The sequence below is a fragment of the Haemophilus pittmaniae genome (genome assembly GCF_900186995.1).
GTDB classification, from domain to species: Bacteria; Pseudomonadota; Gammaproteobacteria; order Enterobacterales; family Pasteurellaceae; genus Haemophilus_D; species Haemophilus_D pittmaniae.
Window position 1 is genome coordinate 308,076 of record NZ_LT906463.1, and the last position, 18,566, is coordinate 326,641.

General features: G+C 42.8%; 15 protein-coding genes. 5 read left to right on the forward strand and 10 right to left on the reverse strand.

The features are described from left to right. Positions 1–34: 34 nt before the first annotated feature. The 5 genes from pflA to rapA form a co-directional block, all read right to left on the reverse strand. Positions 35–775, reverse strand: coding sequence for a pyruvate formate lyase 1-activating protein (gene pflA, locus CKV74_RS01525; RefSeq protein ID WP_007242602.1), 741 nt, complete (start codon positions 773–775; stop codon positions 35–37). Positions 776–902: 127 nt separating this feature from the next. Next, on the reverse strand, positions 903–3,215 hold the full coding sequence (pflB, locus tag CKV74_RS01530; RefSeq protein ID WP_007242590.1) for a formate C-acetyltransferase: 2,313 nt from the start codon (positions 3,213–3,215) through the stop codon (positions 903–905). Between the two features lie 54 nt (positions 3,216–3,269). Then, on the reverse strand, positions 3,270–4,121 hold the full coding sequence (focA, locus tag CKV74_RS01535) for a formate transporter FocA (RefSeq protein ID WP_007242591.1): 852 nt from the start codon (positions 4,119–4,121) through the stop codon (positions 3,270–3,272). 173 nt (positions 4,122–4,294) lie between these two features. Next, the gene (gene rluA / locus CKV74_RS01540) at positions 4,295–4,954 is read right to left on the reverse strand and encodes a bifunctional tRNA pseudouridine(32) synthase/23S rRNA pseudouridine(746) synthase RluA (RefSeq protein WP_007242601.1); all 660 of its coding nucleotides are present in this window, start codon (positions 4,952–4,954) and stop codon (positions 4,295–4,297) included. A 3-nt stretch (positions 4,955–4,957) separates the two neighbouring features. Next, positions 4,958–7,711, reverse strand: coding sequence for an RNA polymerase-associated protein RapA (gene rapA, locus CKV74_RS01545; RefSeq protein WP_095176648.1), 2,754 nt, complete (start codon positions 7,709–7,711; stop codon positions 4,958–4,960). A gap of 179 nt (positions 7,712–7,890) precedes the next feature. Here rapA and pnuC point away from each other — a divergent pair, with 179 nt between their 5' ends. From pnuC to CKV74_RS01570, 5 genes are all read left to right on the forward strand, one after another. Beyond that, complete coding sequence (pnuC, locus tag CKV74_RS01550) at positions 7,891–8,568, forward strand: nicotinamide riboside transporter PnuC (protein ID WP_007242600.1); 678 nt, start codon at positions 7,891–7,893, stop codon at positions 8,566–8,568. A gap of 156 nt (positions 8,569–8,724) precedes the next feature. Then, the gene (mog, locus tag CKV74_RS01555) at positions 8,725–9,315 is read left to right on the forward strand and encodes a molybdopterin adenylyltransferase (RefSeq protein WP_007242603.1); all 591 of its coding nucleotides are present in this window, start codon (positions 8,725–8,727) and stop codon (positions 9,313–9,315) included. After that, positions 9,312–9,650, forward strand: coding sequence for a nitrogen regulatory protein P-II (gene glnB, locus CKV74_RS01560; RefSeq protein WP_095176649.1), 339 nt, complete (start codon positions 9,312–9,314; stop codon positions 9,648–9,650). The genes mog and glnB overlap by 4 nt, the downstream gene beginning before the upstream one ends. Further along, positions 9,650–10,699 (forward strand): AI-2E family transporter, encoded by a 1,050-nt coding sequence (locus CKV74_RS01565; protein WP_007242598.1) that lies wholly within the window; start codon positions 9,650–9,652, stop codon positions 10,697–10,699. The genes glnB and CKV74_RS01565 overlap by 1 nt, the downstream gene beginning before the upstream one ends. A gap of 57 nt (positions 10,700–10,756) precedes the next feature. Then, positions 10,757–11,209: a hypothetical protein gene (locus tag CKV74_RS01570; protein ID WP_007242599.1), complete on the forward strand. Its 453-nt coding sequence runs from the start codon at positions 10,757–10,759 to the stop codon at positions 11,207–11,209. Between the two features lie 153 nt (positions 11,210–11,362). Here CKV74_RS01570 and serA read toward each other — a convergent pair whose 3' ends face one another. From serA to tuf, 5 genes are all read right to left on the reverse strand, one after another. Further along, entirely contained in the window at positions 11,363–12,595 is a 1,233-nt protein-coding gene (gene serA, locus CKV74_RS01575; protein ID WP_007242597.1) for a phosphoglycerate dehydrogenase, read from the reverse strand. Positions 12,596–12,623: 28 nt separating this feature from the next. After that, entirely contained in the window at positions 12,624–13,283 is a 660-nt protein-coding gene (rpiA, locus tag CKV74_RS01580; RefSeq protein ID WP_095176650.1) for a ribose-5-phosphate isomerase RpiA, read from the reverse strand. Positions 13,284–13,396: 113 nt separating this feature from the next. Next, complete coding sequence (hemW, locus tag CKV74_RS01585) at positions 13,397–14,542, reverse strand: radical SAM family heme chaperone HemW (RefSeq protein WP_095176651.1); 1,146 nt, start codon at positions 14,540–14,542, stop codon at positions 13,397–13,399. Positions 14,543–14,583: 41 nt separating this feature from the next. Continuing rightward, positions 14,584–17,004, reverse strand: coding sequence for an endopeptidase La (gene lon, locus CKV74_RS01590; RefSeq protein ID WP_007242589.1), 2,421 nt, complete (start codon positions 17,002–17,004; stop codon positions 14,584–14,586). Between the two features lie 336 nt (positions 17,005–17,340). Then, entirely contained in the window at positions 17,341–18,525 is a 1,185-nt protein-coding gene (tuf, locus tag CKV74_RS01595; RefSeq protein WP_005635637.1) for an elongation factor Tu, read from the reverse strand. Between the last annotated feature and the right edge of the window lie 41 nt (positions 18,526–18,566).

Below are 18,566 nucleotides of genomic sequence, written 5' to 3' on the forward strand. Positions count from 1 at the left end.
AGCCTGCTGTTGAACTACTCCACATTATCACAATCTAGTATTTTACGGTATGACCGTATCCTTCCAAGATAGTTTTAATATGCTCAAGTGATTCTTTTGTTGGTGGTAATACATCTTGCAACTCATAATCAAATCCTAGCGTTTTCCATTTATGGGCACCTAATCGATGATAAGGTAAAAGCTCCACTTTTTCGATGTTCTGCATTCCTTCAATAAACTGACCAAGTAAATGTACATCGTGATCATTATCTGTATATCCCGGTACCACAACATAACGAATCCAGGTACGTTGATTACGTTTTTGCAAATACTTAGCGAATTCTAATGTTCTCTTATTTGGCACACCAATAAGGTTCTGATGTACTTTATCATTAAGTTCTTTTAAATCCAGTAATACCAGATCAGTTACATCAAGCAATTCGTCAATAATATGATCATAATGACGAACAAAACCATTCGTATCTAAACAAGTATTAATTCCCTCAGCCTTACAAGCACGAAACCAATCACGCACAAATTCTGCTTGAAGAACGGCCTCACCACCTGATGCCGTTACACCTCCGCCCGTTGCGTTCATAAAATGGCGATAGCTCACCACTTCCTTCATTAATTCTTCAACGCTAATTTCACGACCGCCATCAAGGTCCCAAGTATCACGGTTATGGCAATATTTGCAACGCATTAAACAACCTTGCATAAATAAAATAAAACGAATCCCTGGACCATCTACAGTACCACAGGATTCAAAAGAGTGAATTCTACCTAAAACTGACATACATAAGTTCCCAAACTAAACATGGCTAAATTGTACCTGAAATATTACCTATAAAAAATGAGCCTGACGTAAATCAGGCTCATAACTTTTACATTACCGTTAAAATACGGTTAGATTTTATTGTAACTTAGAACGATTCAGTGAATGTACGAGTTACTACGTCTTGTTGTTGCTCTTTAGTTAAAGAGTTAAAACGTACGGCATACCCAGAGACACGAATTGTCAATTGCGGATATTTGTCCGGATTTTCCATCGCATCTAATAACATTTCACGGTTTAATACATTCACATTTAAGTGTTGACCACCTTCTACTGTCGCTTCATGATGGAAATAGCCATCCATCAAGCCAGCAAGATTACGGCGTTGAGCCTCCGCATCTTTACCTAACGCATTTGGCACGATAGAGAAGGTATAAGAGATACCATCTTTCGCGTAAGCAAATGGCAGTTTAGCCACAGAAGTTAATGATGCTACAGCACCTTTTTGGTCACGACCATGCATTGGGTTTGCACCTGGTCCAAATGGAGCACCTGCGCGACGACCATCTGGGGTATTACCTGTTTTCTTACCATAAACCACGTTAGAAGTAATGGTTAACACAGATTGTGTTGGTACAGCATTACGGTAGGTTTTGAGTTTCTGAATTTTCTTCATGAAACGTTCAACTAAATCGCAAGCGATCTCATCCACACGGTTATCATTGTTACCATATTGTGGATATTCACCTTCGATTTCAAAGTCGATTGCTACATTGCTTGCAACAACATTGCCATCTTTGTCTTTGATATCCCCACGAACAGGTTTAACTTTCGCATATTTAATTGCAGAAAGTGAGTCAGCTGCAACTGAAAGCCCTGCGATACCACAAGCCATAGTACGGAACACATCACGGTCATGTAACGCCATTAGTGCTGCTTCGTATGAATATTTATCGTGCATATAATGGATGATGTTCAAGGCAGTCACATATTGTTTTGCCAACCAATCCATAAAGCTGTCCATACGAGTCATTACGGTGTCGAAATCTAACACTTCATCAGTGATTGGTGTAGTTTTCGGACCTACTTGCATACCTAATTTTTCATCGATACCGCCGTTGATTGCGTATAACAATGTTTTCGCTAAGTTTGCACGAGCACCGAAGAATTGCATTTGTTTACCTACAACCATTGGTGATACACAACATGCGATTGCATAGTCATCATTGTTGAAGTCTGGACGCATTAAGTCATCGTTTTCATACTGAACAGATGAGGTATCAATAGATACTTTCGCACAGAAACGTTTGAAGTTTTCAGGTAATTGTTCAGACCAAAGGATAGTTAAGTTTGGTTCTGGAGAAGTACCCATGTTGTAAAGGGTATGCAAAATACGGAATGTATTTTTAGTTACCAAGGTACGACCATCCAATCCCATACCCGCGATGGTTTCAGTTGCCCACATTGGGTCACCAGAGAATAATTGATCATATTCAGGTGTACGTAGGAAACGAACCATACGAAGTTTCATCACTAAGTGATCCACTAATTCTTGTGCTTCAGTTTCTGTGATTTTGCCTTCTTTCAAATCACGTTCAATATAAATATCAATAAAGGTTGCAGTACGGCCAAATGACATCGCTGCACCATTTTGTGATTTGATAGCGGCTAAATAAGCGAAGTACATCCATTGAATGGCTTCTTGTGCATTACTCGCCGGATTAGAAATATCGAAACCATAGCTTGCAGCCATTTGTTTCAGTTGACCTAATGCACGATGTTGCTCAGCGATTTCTTCACGTAAACGAATTGTCGCTTCAAGGTTCACCCCATTTTCGAGATCTGCTTGCAAAGAAGTAAACTGAGCATATTTATCTTTCATTAAGAAATCTACACCATAAAGCGCTACTCGACGATAGTCACCGATAATACGACCACGTCCATAGGCATCCGGTAAACCGGTTAACACACCGGATTTACGGCAACGGAGAATATCTGGTGTATAGACATCAAATACACCTTGGTTATGAGTTTTACGGTATTCGGTAAAGATTTTTTTAACTTCAGGATCTAGTTCACGACCATAAACTTTACATGACCCTTCAACCATTTTAATACCACCAAATGGCATAATGGCACGTTTCAACGGAGCATCAGTCTGTAAACCAACAATTTTTTCCAAATCTTTGTTGATATAACCCGGCGCATGAGAAGTGATTGTTGATGGAGTATGCTCATCAAAATCTAATGGCGCATGAGTTTTATTCTCAACCTTAATACCTTCCATCACGGCTTCCCAAAGTTTAGTTGTTGCCTCGGTTGGTCCAGCTAAGAATGAATCATCGCCTTCATACGGGGTGTAATTCTTTTGGATAAAGTCACGTACATTTACATGCTCTTGCCAATCACCACCGGTGAACCCTGCCCAAGCTGATTTCTGAGCTTCATTAAGTTCTGACATAGTCATTTCCTTTGTTAATTAATAAAAAATAAATCGTTTCAATTCGTTAGAGAACTAATGGGCCTTCGTTAAATAACGTTGGAATAAACCGATGCAGACTGCACCCCCCACTATATTTCCCAAGGTAACTGGAATTAAATTTTTGATAATAAAATTCGCTAAATTAAGATCGGCATACTTAGCGGCATCTACACCGATTTGTTGCCAGAATTCAGGTGTACTGTAATGCGCCGTAATAATTCCCATTGGAATCATGAACATATTAGCCACACAGTGCTCAAAACCTGATGCAACGAATAAGCCTATCGGCATAATCATGATAAATGCTTTATCTACAACGGTTTTACCCGAATAAGAAAGCCATACGGCCAAACATACCATGATGTTACATAAAATACCTAAGTTAAAGGCCTCAAACCAAGTATGATGAATTTTATGTTGGGCTGTTGATAAAATGGTCAAGCCCCATTGCCCAGCGGCAGCCATCGTCTGACCACCAAACCAGATGAATAACACAATAATCAAACCACCGGCAAAATTACCAAAATACACGGCAATCCAGTTCCGGATCATTTGTCCTGTAGTAATTTTGCCCCCCACTCGGGCAACTGCTGTTAAAGTAGATGAAGTAAACAACTCGGAGCCTAAAAGCACAACCATAATAACACCAAGGGAGAATACTAAACCGCCGACCAACTTCGTCAGCCCCCAAGGTGCACCGGCCGAGCCGGTCTGAGTTGTAGTGTAAAATACAAATGCCAAAGCGATACAGGCACCTGCATTTATACCAGATATAAAAGAAAGAACCAGACGCTTATGCGCTTTATAAGTAGCAACACTTTCAGCATAATCCGTAGCTTCAACGGGAGTTAATGCAACCGTCGAAATTTTGTCATCAGACGCCATACAACACCTCCATATGATTAATTAATTATAAGTATATCCGCTACGCATTTTACTCCTTTAGAGGTCGTTTGCAAGGTAACCCCATATTTATCTTAAAACTTATTTCAAAAAAATTTGATATTTTACAATATTTGGTGAAATAAAATTAATTTCTCAAAATCGGGAGCTTTTCTTTAAAAATCAGCACTCTGGGTAAAGGTCATTATTTCCCCATTAATCGGATGTGAGATCGTTAACTGCGCTGCATGTAAACATAATCTGGCAGCCATTGCTTTTGCCTGAGGCGGTGCATAAAATTTATCCCCTAAAATGGGATGCCCAAGAGCTAACATATGTAATCTCAGTTGATGAGAGCGTCCGGTGATCGGCGTCAATTTAACCAATGTGGAAAAATCATTACGTCGTTCTAAGATCTCAAAATGAGTACAGGCTTTTTTACCAACAACAAAATCAATGCGCTGACGTGGACGATTTTCCCAATCACAAATTAGAGGAAAATTAACCTCACCGGACTCCTGCTGCAAATGCCCAAACACTAATGCTAAATAATGTTTTTGGGGTTCGCGTTCACGAAATTGGCGTTTAAGTTCGCGATCCGCTGCTTTACTTAATGCAAACAATAAAATACCGCTAGTTGCCATATCCAAACGATGGGCTGGCTCACAAAATCCAAATTTTTCCTTTACCCGACTCATTGCACTGTCAAAATATTCTGGCTTATTGCCGGGAACAGACAATAAGCCGCTAGGTTTATTGACCACACAAATGTGATTATCCTGATAGACAATATCCAAATAAGGTTCCATCGGTGGCCGATAATCAATTAATGCCATTTGCTACTCCTGATTGGTCACAATAATACGTACACTATCCAAACGCCAATTAGCCCCGGCCAAATGATGCAAAATATCCTCTCGTTGTTTAGCCAACAATCCTAGTTCATCCGAGCGAATATTTTTATTTACCCGTTGTAATGCCGATAAACGTTCAAATTCTGCACCAAGATCATGCTTGGCCTGTAATAATGCTTCATCAATAATTTGCTGAGCCGGCTGCGCAAGTAATTTTTCTGCCTGTTGAAATAGGCCTTGCAACAAACTCTGTACTGTTTTCAACATTTTTACCGCAAGAGCTTTATTAAGTGGTTTCAATTTTTGTTGTAGAGTTTCAAAACTGACCTGTGCACTTAAATCATGCCCCTTGCTATCTAATAATAAGCGAATCGCTGTCGGAGGAAGGAAACGCCCTAATTGCAACCCCTGCGGAGCCTGCGCTTCAACCACAAAGACCGTTTCCATCAATAAGGTACCGGCTGGCAATTGTTTATTGACTAATAGCGCCATGGAGGCCTTACCAATATCATTAGCCGTAATTAAATCAATACCATGGCGGATCATAGGATGATCCCAAGTTAAAAACAGCCATTCTTCACGAGCTAATGCTAAAGCACGATCAAAGGTCACCGTCATTGGCTCTTCCTGCAGTCCCGGAAAATCAGCAAACATCATGGTTCCGGTTGGTTGAATCACCAAACTATGTTCGCCTAATTCATCCTGTTCTAAACCGATTAAGTCAAACAACTGTTGGGCTAATTGTCGCAACTGCGGTTCACCATCCTGCGCTGCTATTTGTTGCGCTAAAGCTTGTGCCTGAGCCCCTCCGGCTGAATTCATTTCCAATAAACGATCGCGTCCTTGTTCCAACTCATATTGTAATTGTTCTCGACGCTCACGGGTTTGTATCAGCAAGGAAGAGAAATCCGCAAAACCTGTGACTCTTCTCTGTGCAATATCAAATTCCGTAAATAAACTCATGCCGGCCGGTGATAGTCGTTCAAATGCATCCAAACCTTCGTGATACCAACGCGCCAATAACTCATCACTACTATCTTTGATATAAGGTTGATAAATATCAATATCTTGCTGTTGACCAATACGATCCAAGCGGCCTATTGCTTGTTCCAACGCATCGGGATTTGGCGGTAAATCAAATAGCACCAAACAGTGAGAAAATTGAAAATTACGTCCTTCCGAACCGATCGCAGAGCTTACCAATACCTGCGCACCTTCTTCTTCAGCAAAATACGCAGCGGCACGATCCCGCTCCACAATCGACATACCTTCATGGAATAGGGCAGCCCGAATGCCTTCTTTTTCCCGTAGTACCTGCACCAAATGCTGTGCGGTATGCGCTAAATGACAAATCACCAAAATCTTATCCTGTCGATGATTTTTCAAAAAATCTAAGAGCCAATCGATTTTAGCCGCCTCATTGGATAAGGCGATCGGATGGTAATGACGTTGCGGAAACCCCTTGATATTTTGCCGAGTATTACGAAATAACACTCTTCCGGTACCATGGCGATCAATTAAGGCTTGAATTAGTGCGGTGCGAGCCGATACTGCAGACGAACCATCTGCTAGCCCGCATGCCAAGGTTTCCCGCATTTCCGGCAAGAGCTCGGCTAATTGTTGAGATTCCTGCGTAGTCAGCGGTCGTTTGGTCAATAATGCCTGAATTGTATCGGCTAATGGACGATATTGCCGTTGCTCATCAATAAATGCCTGAAAATCATAAAATCGGGCCGGATCAAGCAAACGTAAACGTGCAAAATGGCTTTCTTCTCCCAATTGTTCCGGCGTTGCAGTAAGCAATAATACGCTTGGAATAGCCTGAGCCAAACGTTCCACCAATGCATATTGTGGCGAAACCTGCTGTTGTGACCAAGCCAGATGATGGGCTTCATCTACCACTAAGCAATCAAATCCCGCAGCTAAAGCTTGAGCAGCCCTTTTTGGATAAGCGGTCAACCAATCTAATGAACAAATAATTAATGCTTCACTCTCGAAAGGATTCGTCTCCGGAGAATCCTCCGTTGCGGCAAAGTCTGCTGCCCGTTCCTCATCAAATAAGGCAAAAGGTAAATTAAAGCGGCGTAACATTTCCACCAGCCATTGATGCTGCAAATTTTCCGGTACAATAATTAGCACGCGGCGAATTTTCTCGGCGAATAACTGATTCTGTAAAATCATGCCGGCTTCAATGGTTTTTCCCAGCCCAACTTCATCGGCCAGTAACACTCTCGGCCGTAAACGATTACCCACTTCTTGAGCAATATGTAGCTGATGAGGAATCAATCCCGCTCGATTACCGCGCAAACCACGCAATGGAGATTGAAATTGCGCCTGTTGTGCCAATAAAGTGCGATAGCGCAAAGCGAATAATTCTGAACTATCCAATTGACCAGCTAGTAAACGTTCTTTCGCATTATGCAGAGAAAATTGTGAAGATAATTCGCTCTCTGGCACAATCACCTCACCACCGTCCGTTTTAGCAGTTAAATAAAAGTACAGGCCATTCATTTCCTGTCGTGCAATCACCTTGCCGAACCAATTATCACGATGTTGCAAAGTATCCCCCATCTGCAACACAACTCGTGTTAAAGGCGCTTCCGCCACTGCATAAATCCGATTCTCTTGGGCTGCAGGAAAATCCAATTGGACACGCCGGCCTTCTATCGAAGTGACGATGCCAAGCCCCAAATTATTTTCCGTTTCACTAAGATAACGTTGACCGGGCATAAAAGACATGATTGATTCTCTCGAGACAATGAAAGGGCGGCTATTGTAACCGCTTCACCTTTGAAAGCAATCCGCACAAAACGAGAACTATCTCACAACTTTAAATAGCATCCTTTAGCAATACTTTACTTTAAGGGAAGGCAATGACAGAATGCCCGCGTTTTTACTCAAACAAAATCGGAGCTCTCATGAACCTAAGTGAATCCCTTAAACGTGAATTTTTTAGCGGCTGGCGCCCTTTTGAGGTTGTTTGGCTGGTGTTATTTATCACTGCACAAATGATTGCCTATTATTATGATCCGCAATCGCTCCTATCGATGATTTCGGGTATTGCCGGTATTATTTGCGTGGTGTTGGTATCCAAGGGAAAAATCAGCAACTACCTGTTCGGACTGATTTTTGCTTACACTTATTTTTATGTAGCTTGGGGCAGCAATTTCCTTGGCGAAATGAATACTGTCTTATACGTCTATATTCCTTCACAATTCATCGGCTATTTTATGTGGCGTGACAATATGCGCAATGGTGAACAGGGTGAAAGCGTCATTGCCAAGGCGCTTACGCTAAAAGGTTGGATTATCATGCTTGCCGTTATCACATTCGGTACGCTAGGTTTCGTGGAAGCTCTTAAAGCGGCCGGCGGTAGTTCCACAGGCTTAGATGGTCTCACCACCGTCATCACCGTTACCGCACAATTACTAATGATTTTACGCTACCGCGAGCAATGGTTGTTATGGATTGTCCTAAATATTCTGTCAATTGTGCTTTGGGCTGAAAATCAAGCCATGTATTTAATGTTCAGTGCCTACTTACTCAACTCCCTGTATGGCTATTACAACTGGAGCAAACTCAGCAAATCGGCTTAATCCTTTTCTATTCGACTAACGGGGGCATCAAACGCCCCCTTGTTTTTTAGAGTTTTTGCCAAAAACACACCTAAGCCATTGATTTTATTAGATCTAAAAATAAAATCCTTTTCTATGCTATGATACCCCGTGTTAACCGTTATCCGGAGAAGAAAAATGACAGCAATCCTTAAAATCGGCTTAGTCTCGGTATCCGATCGCGCCTCTAGCGGTGTTTATCAAGATCAAGGCATTCCCGAATTGGAACAATGGCTAAAACAAGCATTAAGCGCCCCCTTTGAACTAGAAAGCCGCTTGATTCCCGACGAACAACCGTTAATTGAAGCGACCCTCAAAGAATTAGTCGACGATTGCCATTGCCACCTAGTATTAACCACCGGCGGTACCGGACCGGCCAAACGGGATGTCACGCCCGATGCCACCTTAGCCGTTGCTGATCGGGAAATGCCGGGATTCGGCGAACAAATGCGCCAAGTCAGTTTACATTTCGTGCCGACCGCTATTCTATCGCGCCAAGTCGGTGTCATCCGCGGTAATAGCCTAATTTTAAATTTACCCGGCCAACCAAAGGCAATTAAAGAAACTCTAGAAGGTGTCAAAGATGCCGACGGTCGAGTACTGGTGCAGGGCATTTTTAGTGCCGTGCCTTATTGTTTGCAATTGATCGATGGGATTTATATCGACACCAATCCGCAGGTGATCAATGCATTTCGCCCTAAATCCGCCCGTCGGGAGGTGCAATCATGAAAAAAATCGAAGCGATTATTAAACCATTCAAATTAGACGACGTACGTGAAAATCTTTCCGATATCGGCATTAGCGGCATGACCGTCACCGAAGTACGTGGTTTTGGTCGTCAAAAAGGGCATACCGAACTCTATCGCGGCGCCGAATACATGGTAGATTTTTTGCCGAAAGTAAAAATAGAAATTGTGGTGCCTGACGAATTGTTAGAGCAATGCTTGGAAACCATCGTTGAAACCGCTCAAACCGGTAAAATCGGCGATGGTAAAATCTTCGTTTACGATGTAGAACGGGTGATTCGTATCCGCACCGGCGAACAAAATGAGGATGCTATTTAGTGGGAAACAGCCTTAATTTTAATCGCGGGCTGATTGCGATGGCCGCCTTGGTGGTCATTTTCGCTGGCATAAAAAGCGCGGCGGAAATCGTCGTGCCTTTTTTATTGTCGCTTTTTATTGCCATTATCTGCTCGCCCCTCCTCCGCGCCCTAACCAAGCGCAAAGTGCCACTTGGGGTCGCTATTGGCTTATTACTGGCATTGATTGTGGTGATTTTCTTTTCACTATTCGGCTTAATTAACAATGCGGCGACTGAATTCAGCCAATCAATTCCGCAATATAAAGTGTTGCTTGGCGAACGCCTCAACGATCTCAATAGCTTGGCCGCACGCTTTAAACTTCCCTTTACGCTATCGCGCGATAGCATTTTGGAAAACTTTAATCCGGCCGTCATTATGGGTTACGTCAGTCGCTTTCTACTGAACTTCTCGAGTGTTATTTCCAATATCTTTGTGTTGATCTTGGCGGTTATTTTTATGTTATTGGAAGCGCCTACCATGAAACATCGTCTGGCGTTAGTGCTCAGTTCAGAGCATGCCGATGAAACAGAAGTGGCTCGCGAAGAACATCATATTGAACGGATTTTGCAAAGTGTGATTAGCTATCTTGGTATCAAAACCATGGTCAGTCTGCTCACCGGTATTGCCATCTATTTGTTGCTCGAGTTAGCCGATGTGCAATATGCCATTTTATGGGCAACCTTAAGTTTTCTGTTCAATTACATTCCCAATATTGGTTCAATCATTGCCTGTGTACCAATTGTGCTACAAACCTTATTGCTCAATGGCTTCGGTGTTGGCCTAGGGGTTGCGGCTGCCTTGGTCGCAATCAATATGCTCATTGGTAATGTGTTGGAACCAAAATGGATGGGGCGTACTCTTGGGCTTTCCACACTGGTCGTCTTCCTCTCCTTATTATTTTGGGGATGGTTGCTCGGCACGGTCGGCATGCTGCTTTCGGTCCCTTTAACCATGGCTCTGAAAATTATGTTGGAAGCCTCGCCTAGTAGCAAAAAATACGCCGCTTTACTCGGTGATGTGGAGGAATAAGGAACCACGAGGATAACGGGCTGTCTCAGCTTGCAAGCCGAATTGAAAGGAGTTTGCATGAAAGCTGTTATCCCCGTTGTCCTATTTGCCATAGCAACATCTTTGTCGCAATCTGCGGATGCTAAAAAAATTCAACCGTTCTCTATTAATCAATACGAAAAACGCCTCAATACCGCCAATTGTCAAGATAAGGATGATTGGTATCTAGATGGTTTCAAAATCGCTCAAGATTATCCCGAATACGCAGATAAATTACTTTCCCAACGCGAGGACTATTGTCGGTATGTCACCGAATCCTTGCGACAAGCTTGGTATAATGGATTTAGTGCGGCAAATGGTGAAATTGCTGCCGAAGATCGCGGCAACATCGTGGATGAAGACAAGGCCGATGATACCAATGAGATATTGGATAATGTCACCGATAGCACGGAACAAATGATAGATAACCTCGGCACCCTTAGCCAGGATCTGGGCGAATTTATCCGTCAATTAGACATTGATTCACTTTAACCAAACGCCCCTATTAAAAAATAAGTTTTCTCAAAAACACAATGTAACCCATTGATTTTATTATTATTGATTTCAAAACCTGGTTTTCTGACAATCAGCAATTCAGCGTACATAAAAAAGGCCGGTAACTCACCGGCCTTTGTCTTTCAGATCTTAATAAAGCACACGGGCGCGAATTGTGCCGTCGATAGCTTTCAATTGAGCCAATAATGGCGCGGCATCTTCGGTTTCCACATCCACCACTACATAGCCGATTTTTGGATCGGTTTGCAAATATTGCGCCGCGATATTGAGGTTCGCATCAACAAAAATCTTATTGAGCTGATTCAATATACCTGGGCGATTTTCATGAATGTGTAACAAACGTTTAGTACCTTCATGTTCAGGTAAGGATACTTCTGGGAAGTTTACCGAAGATAAGGTCGAACCATTATCGGAATATTTCACAAATTTACCGGCAACTTCAAGACCGATGTTTTCCTGAGCTTCCGCGGTGGATCCCCCGATGTGTGGAGTCAAAATGACATTATCAAAGGCACGCAATGGTGAAATGAATTCTTCATTTTTGGAAGCCGGTTCAGTCGGGAATACATCAATTGCCGCACCACGAATTTTACCGGATTGCAAGGCAGCCGCTAGTGCATCGATATCGACCACGGTACCGCGTGCTGCATTAATTAAAAGAGCATGTTCTTTTAATTTGGCAATACGTTCCGCACTCATCAAATTGCGGGTTGAAGGTAGATCCGGCACATGTAATGAAACTACATCACAGCTTTCAAGCAATGCATCTAGAGTTGGTAATTGAGTGGCATTACCTAATGGTAATTTATTTTCAATATCATAGAAAAATACGTTCATCCCTAAGGACTCGGCAATAATACTCAATTGAGAACCGATATGACCATAACCGATAATTCCCAGTTTTTTTCCACGGACTTCGTGACAACCGACAGCGGATTTATTCCATACGCCACGATGCACTTCTGCATTGGCTTGTGGGATATTACGCATTAATAGCAGAATTTCACCTAATACCATTTCCGCAACGGAACGCGTATTAGAGAATGGCGCATTAAACACCGGAATACCGCGTGCTTTGGCCGCTTGCAGATCGACTTGGTTGGTGCCGATACAGAAACAACCTACTGCAATCAATTTCGGTGCAGCATCAAGCATCTCCTTCGTGAGATTGGTGCGTGAACGCAAACCGATAAAATGAGCGTCCTTAATTGCCTCTTTCAGTTCGTCACCATCTAAGGCTTTTTTGTAATAGTCAATATTGGTATAACCCGCTGCATGTAGCGTATCCAATGCACTCTGATGGACACCTTCCAATAGCACAAACTTGATTTTGCTTTTGTCTAATGACACCTTGTTGTTCATATTTGCTCTCCTGTATTTATTATTTAATTTAATCGATAATCTGCGCACCTTCCGGTGTACCAACAATCACAATATCGGCACCACGGAGGGCAAAAATACCATTGGTTACAACACCAGCGATATTATTTAAGTTTTTTTCCATTTCGATCGGTTCAAGGATTGGAAAACGGTACACATCAAGAATAATATTGCCGTTATCGGTAACCACCCCTTCGCGATACTCCGGAGCGCCGCCTAAGGATGCCAACTTACGTGCAACTTGTGAACGAGCCATCGGAATCACTTCCACCGGTAATGGAAATTCGGCGCTTAATACCTCAACCTGCTTGCTTTTATCTACAATACAGATAAAGGTTTTTGCTAACGCAGCAACAATTTTTTCCCGGGTAAGCGCTGCTCCACCACCTTTGATCATCATTTTTTGTGGGTTGATCTCATCGGCTCCATCCACATAAATATCTAAGGAATCCACATCATTGGCACTAAAAACCTCGATGCCTTGCTTACGTAATAAGGCTTCAGAATTCTTTGATGCAGCGACAGCACCTTTAATTTGATTACGCATCGTACCCAAGGCTTCAATAAATAAATTCACGGTAGAACCACTCCCCACGCCTACAATGGTATCGGGTTTAACATATTGTAATGCGGCTTGAGCTGCCTGCTTTTTCATCGCATTTTGATCCATGATTGTCTCCTTAAGTAATCGTTTGCGTAAGCCTTACTTTAATACGGGAAAGGCATTGCGACAAGTGTAATTTTTTACCACACGGAATGAATAGAAGTAATACAAGGCAAAAATTAATCCAAAAAAATCTCTAATAATGAATTCAGAAATAACTTGCCATGCTCGGTAATTTGCCAATGCTGTGCCGATTCGCTGACATAGTTTTCCGCTAATGCACGTGCCATTGGCTCAGCCACCACACTCAGTGGAAGCCCTGTATATGCCATAAAATCCGCTTTAGGAACAGCTTCCAACAACCGGAAACGATTCATAAAGAATTCAAAAATCCGCTCGTCTTCCGTTACCCAGCGTGTCTCATAGGTATATTCACCGCGCATATAACCGCGCGGATGACGAGTTTTACTGTAACGCAAAATTCGTCCATCGGTAAAACTAAGTTTACCGTGTGCACCACAACCAATCGCCAGATAATCACCAAATCGCCAATAATTCAGGTTATGCCGACACTGGTAGCCAGGTTTGGCATAAGCGGATGTTTCATATTGTTGGTAACCTGCAGCGCGTAACAATTGATCCCCTTGTTCAAAAATATCCCATAGCGCATCCTCATCGGGTAATTTCGGTGGCCGCGAGGCAAACTGTGTATTGGGCTCAATCGTCAGCTGATACCACGACAGGTGTGGTGGAGAGAGTGCTATCGCCCGATGTAAATCATGCAAGGCTTCGTCTAGGGTTTGATTAGGCAAACCATGCATCAAATCTAAGTTAAACGTAGCCACACCGGAGGATTTTAACAAGCCTACCGCATGCTCGGCTTCCGCTGCATTATGGATTCGCCCTAAGCGTTGCAATTTATCATCATTAAAACTCTGTATGCCCATCGAAATCCGCGTGACACCAACCGCTGCATATCCCTCAAAACGGGCTGCCTCGACAGTCCCTGGATTGGCTTCTAAGGTTATCTCTATATCCGCTGAAAAAGGAATCTGTTGCTTGATAGCCTCAAGCAATTGGCCAATAGAATCTGGAGAAAATAAACTAGGTGTACCTCCACCAATAAAAATAGAATGTAATGGTCTTGCTGCAATGCTTTCCGAATACTGCGCTAAATCATGCCGTAAATCTGTAAGCAAATGCTCAATATATTCGGTCTCAGGTATATCATCCTTTTGTGCATGGGAATTGAAATCACAATAAGGACATTTTTGAACGCACCAAGGAATATGAACGTAAAGAGAAAGCGGGGGCAGTGTCAACATGAAATAAAAAAGGGCCTGATGAAACAAGCCCTTATTTTATCTTAATTTACCGCTCTTGTCGTTTTCCCCGAGCTTTTACGGCGCGGAGATTTAACCAAGGGTTGGTGCTTCACAAACTCAATACCCTGTGGCGGATTTTCTAACGCTAAACCTAGTACTTCATCAATCGTTTCTACCGCGTGAATCGTCAAGTTATTTTTCACGTTTTCCGGAATTTCTTCCAAGTCCTTCACGTTATCCTTTGGAATCAATACAGTTTTAATTCCGCCACGATGCGCTGCCAATAGTTTTTCTTTTAAACCACCAATTGGCAAGACTTTACCGCGTAAGCTAATTTCTCCGGTCATCGCCACTTCGGCACGCACTGGATTTCCGGTGAGACACGATACCAACGCTGTACACATTGCAATACCAGCACTTGGACCATCTTTTGGTGTAGCGCCATCCGGTACATGAATATGAATATCGCGTTTTTCATGGAAATCAGGATTAATCCCAAGACTTTCCGCACGTGCGCGCACCACTGTCATGGCTGCCTGAATAGATTCTTTCATGACATCGCCTAAGGAGCCTGTAAAGGTTAATTTACCCTTACCGATAACCGATGCTGTCTCGATAGTTAATAAATCACCACCAACCTCGGTCCATGCTAAGCCGGTTACTTCACCGATACGGTTTTGGGTATCGGCTTTACCAAATTCAAAACGACGCACTCCCAAATAGTCGTGTAAATTCTCACTGTTCACTACAAGTGATTTTACTTTCGGATTAACCAATAAATTTTTCACTGCTTTACGACAAATTTTGGAGATTTCCCGTTCTAAATTCCGCACTCCGGCTTCACGGGTGTAATAGCGAATAATATCCAGAATAGCGCTTTCTTGTACTTCCAACTCACCTTTACGTAAGCCATTACGCTCAATTTGTTTGGCCAATAAATGCTTCATTGCAATATTCAGTTTTTCGTCTTCGGTGTAACCTGATAAACGAATCACCTCCATCCGATCCAAAAGTGGTCCAGGAATATTCATTGAATTGGAGGTTGCCACAAACATCACATCGGAAAGATCATAATCAACCTCTAGGTAATGATCATTAAAGGCATTATTCTGTTCCGGATCTAATACTTCTAATAATGCAGAAGCCGGATCTCCACGCATATCCGAGGACATTTTATCAATTTCATCCAACAGGAATAATGGGTTCTTTACTCCCACTTTTGCCATTTTTTGAATCAATTTACCCGGCAAAGCACCGATGTAGGTTTTGCGATGGCCACGAATTTCAGCTTCATCACGCACGCCACCCAAGGCCATACGTACATATTTGCGCCCGGTTGCATTGGCAATAGATTGCCCCAATGAGGTTTTCCCCACCCCTGGCGGCCCAACCAAACACAAAATAGGCCCTTTCACTTTATTTAAACGCGCCTGTACTGCAAGATATTCCAAAATGCGTTCTTTCACCCGTTCCAAACCGAAGTGATCGGCATCTAATACCTGTTGCGCTTTATTGATATCTTTTTTCACTTTGGTGCGTTTATGCCAAGGCACCTGCAACATCCAATCGATATAACTACGGAGTACGGTGGCTTCGGAAGACATCGCCGACATCATCTTCATTTTTTGCAGTTCGCTTTCGACTTTATCGCGAACATCGGCCGGCATGCCTGCTGCTTCAATTTTTTGCCGCAACTGTTCAACTTCATCAAGGGTATCATCCGTTTCACCACTATCATCCATTTCTTTACGGATCGCCTTGATCTGTTCGCTCAAATAATAATTGCGCTGGCTTTTTTCCATTTGTTTTTTAACCCGACCGCGGATACGTTTTTCTACCTGTAAAATATCCGCTTCTGATTCCATCATGCCGAGCAAGTATTCCAAACGTTCCTGCACATCAAACAATTCCAACAGGCTTTGTTTATGACGGACCGCCACCGGAATATGTGCGGCCATGGTATCGGCCAAACGATCAGGATCAACAATGCGTTGCAAAGCACCAAGCACATCACTTGGCACCTTCTTATTTAAATTAATATAGTTTTCGAATTCTTCTAGTACTGCTGCCTGTACCACTTCGACTTCTTTCTGATTACCGTAGCTTATACCAATCGGAGTGACTTCGGCTTCAAACTCGATGCCGTTATCGCGGAATTGATTTACCTTGGCACGCTGCTGCCCTTCCACCAATACTTTGACCGTACCATCCGGGAGTTTCAATAATTGGATAATATTCGCGATGGTGCCCACATCAAATACATCGTCAATACTTGGATCTTCTAATTCGGGTTGTTTTTGGGTCACCAATAGCAATTTTTTATCGCCATTCATTGCGCCGTCTAGAGCAGCGATGGATTTAGCTCTGCCGACAAAAAGTGGCATCACCATGTATGGGAACACCACCACATCGCGCAAAGGCAACACGGGCAGTGTACGTTGTTCGGTATTCTTGCTTGTCATATTATCTCTCTTCATTACAAATTGGTGGCTTGAATATGGGGATAGATTGGTAAAATTCAAGGAAGGTTCGCGAGCCATATTAAGGACAAATATGGGATGACGCAAGGCATTTCACCAATATTTCAGTTATTGCGATATTTTATGCCAAAGAAAGGGACAGGAAAAAGCTCGCCAAATTAAGATCAGGAAACACAAAAAATATTTTTCAATCAACACTAATAAAATCAATAACTTAGCTGTAAATTTAGCAAAAACTTTTATTTTCGAGGGGGCGTTTGGAAGGCAAATAAAAAGGCGTATCTTACGATACGCCTTCTGCTAATTGCTTAACATCAATTATTTGATGATTTTCGCAACAACGCCAGCACCTACTGTACGGCCACCTTCACGGATTGCGAAACGTAAACCTTGGTCCATCGCGATTGGGTGGATTAGGGATACTGTCATTTTGATGTTATCGCCTGGCATTACCATTTCTACGCCTTCTGGTAACTCGATAGTACCGGTTACGTCAGTTGTACGGAAATAGAATTGTGGACGGTAACCTTTGAAGAATGGAGTATGACGACCACCTTCATCTTTGGATAATACGTACACTTCAGATTCGAAATCAGTGTGCGGAGTGATTGAACCCGGTTTAGCCAATACTTGACCACGTTCGATTTCTTCACGTTTTGTACCACGCAACAATGCACCGATGTTTTCACCTGCACGACCTTCGTCAAGTAATTTACGGAACATTTCAACACCGGTAACGGTTGTTTTCGCTGTTGGTTTGATACCAACGATTTCAACTTCATCACCAGTACGGATGATACCACGCTCAACACGACCGGTTACTACTGTACCACGACCGGAGATTGAGAATACGTCTTCGATTGGAAGAAGGAACGGTTGGTCAATCGCACGTTCTGGTTCTGGGATGTAAGTGTCTAAGTGGTTTGCTAATTCAAGGATTTTTTCTTCCCATTCTGCTACGCCATTTAACGCTTGTAATGCAGAACCACGTACGATTGGAGTATCGTCACCTGGGAAGTCATATTGAGAAAGAAGTTCACGAACTTCCATTTCAACTAATTCTAATAATTCTTCGTCATCCACCATATCGCATTTGTTTAAGAATACGATGATGTAAGGTACGCCTACTTGGCGGCCTAAAAGGATGTGCTCACGAGTTTGTGGCATAGGACCATCGGTTGCTGCTACTACTAAGATAGCGCCGTCCATTTGTGCCGCACCGGTAATCATGTTTTTTACATAGTCGGCGTGTCCCGGACAGTCAACGTGTGCGTAGTGACGGGTTGGAGTATCGTATTCAACGTGAGAAGTGTTGATGGTGATACCACGCGCTTTTTCTTCTGGCGCGTTATCGATTTGGTCGAATGCACGAGCTGCACCGCCGTAGTGTTTTGCTAAAACGGTGGTAATTGCTGCTGTTAAGGTTGTTTTACCGTGGTCAACGTGGCCGATTGTACCCACGTTAACGTGCGGTTTTGTACGTTCAAATTTTTCTTTAGACATTGCTAATGTTTCCTAAAAAATGCCCTATAAGCCTAAGGCTT

Coding starts and splice junctions, on each gene's coding strand:
- pflA (WP_007242602.1), bottom strand. CDS start 775: ATGTCAGTTTTAGGTAGAATTCACTCTTTTGAATCCTGTGGTACTGTA.
- pflB (WP_007242590.1), bottom strand. CDS start 3,215: ATGTCAGAACTTAATGAAGCTCAGAAATCAGCTTGGGCAGGGTTCACC.
- focA (WP_007242591.1), bottom strand. CDS start 4,121: ATGGCGTCTGATGACAAAATTTCGACGGTTGCATTAACTCCCGTTGAA.
- rluA (WP_007242601.1), bottom strand. CDS start 4,954: ATGGCATTAATTGATTATCGGCCACCGATGGAACCTTATTTGGATATT.
- rapA (WP_095176648.1), bottom strand. CDS start 7,711: ATGTCTTTTATGCCCGGTCAACGTTATCTTAGTGAAACGGAAAATAAT.
- pnuC (WP_007242600.1), top strand. CDS start 7,891: ATGAACCTAAGTGAATCCCTTAAACGTGAATTTTTTAGCGGCTGGCGC.
- mog (WP_007242603.1), top strand. CDS start 8,725: ATGACAGCAATCCTTAAAATCGGCTTAGTCTCGGTATCCGATCGCGCC.
- glnB (WP_095176649.1), top strand. CDS start 9,312: ATGAAAAAAATCGAAGCGATTATTAAACCATTCAAATTAGACGACGTA.
- CKV74_RS01570 (WP_007242599.1), top strand. CDS start 10,757: ATGAAAGCTGTTATCCCCGTTGTCCTATTTGCCATAGCAACATCTTTG.
- serA (WP_007242597.1), bottom strand. CDS start 12,595: ATGAACAACAAGGTGTCATTAGACAAAAGCAAAATCAAGTTTGTGCTA.
- rpiA (WP_095176650.1), bottom strand. CDS start 13,283: ATGGATCAAAATGCGATGAAAAAGCAGGCAGCTCAAGCCGCATTACAA.
- hemW (WP_095176651.1), bottom strand. CDS start 14,542: ATGTTGACACTGCCCCCGCTTTCTCTTTACGTTCATATTCCTTGGTGC.
- lon (WP_007242589.1), bottom strand. CDS start 17,004: ATGACAAGCAAGAATACCGAACAACGTACACTGCCCGTGTTGCCTTTG.
- tuf (WP_005635637.1), bottom strand. CDS start 18,525: ATGTCTAAAGAAAAATTTGAACGTACAAAACCGCACGTTAACGTGGGT.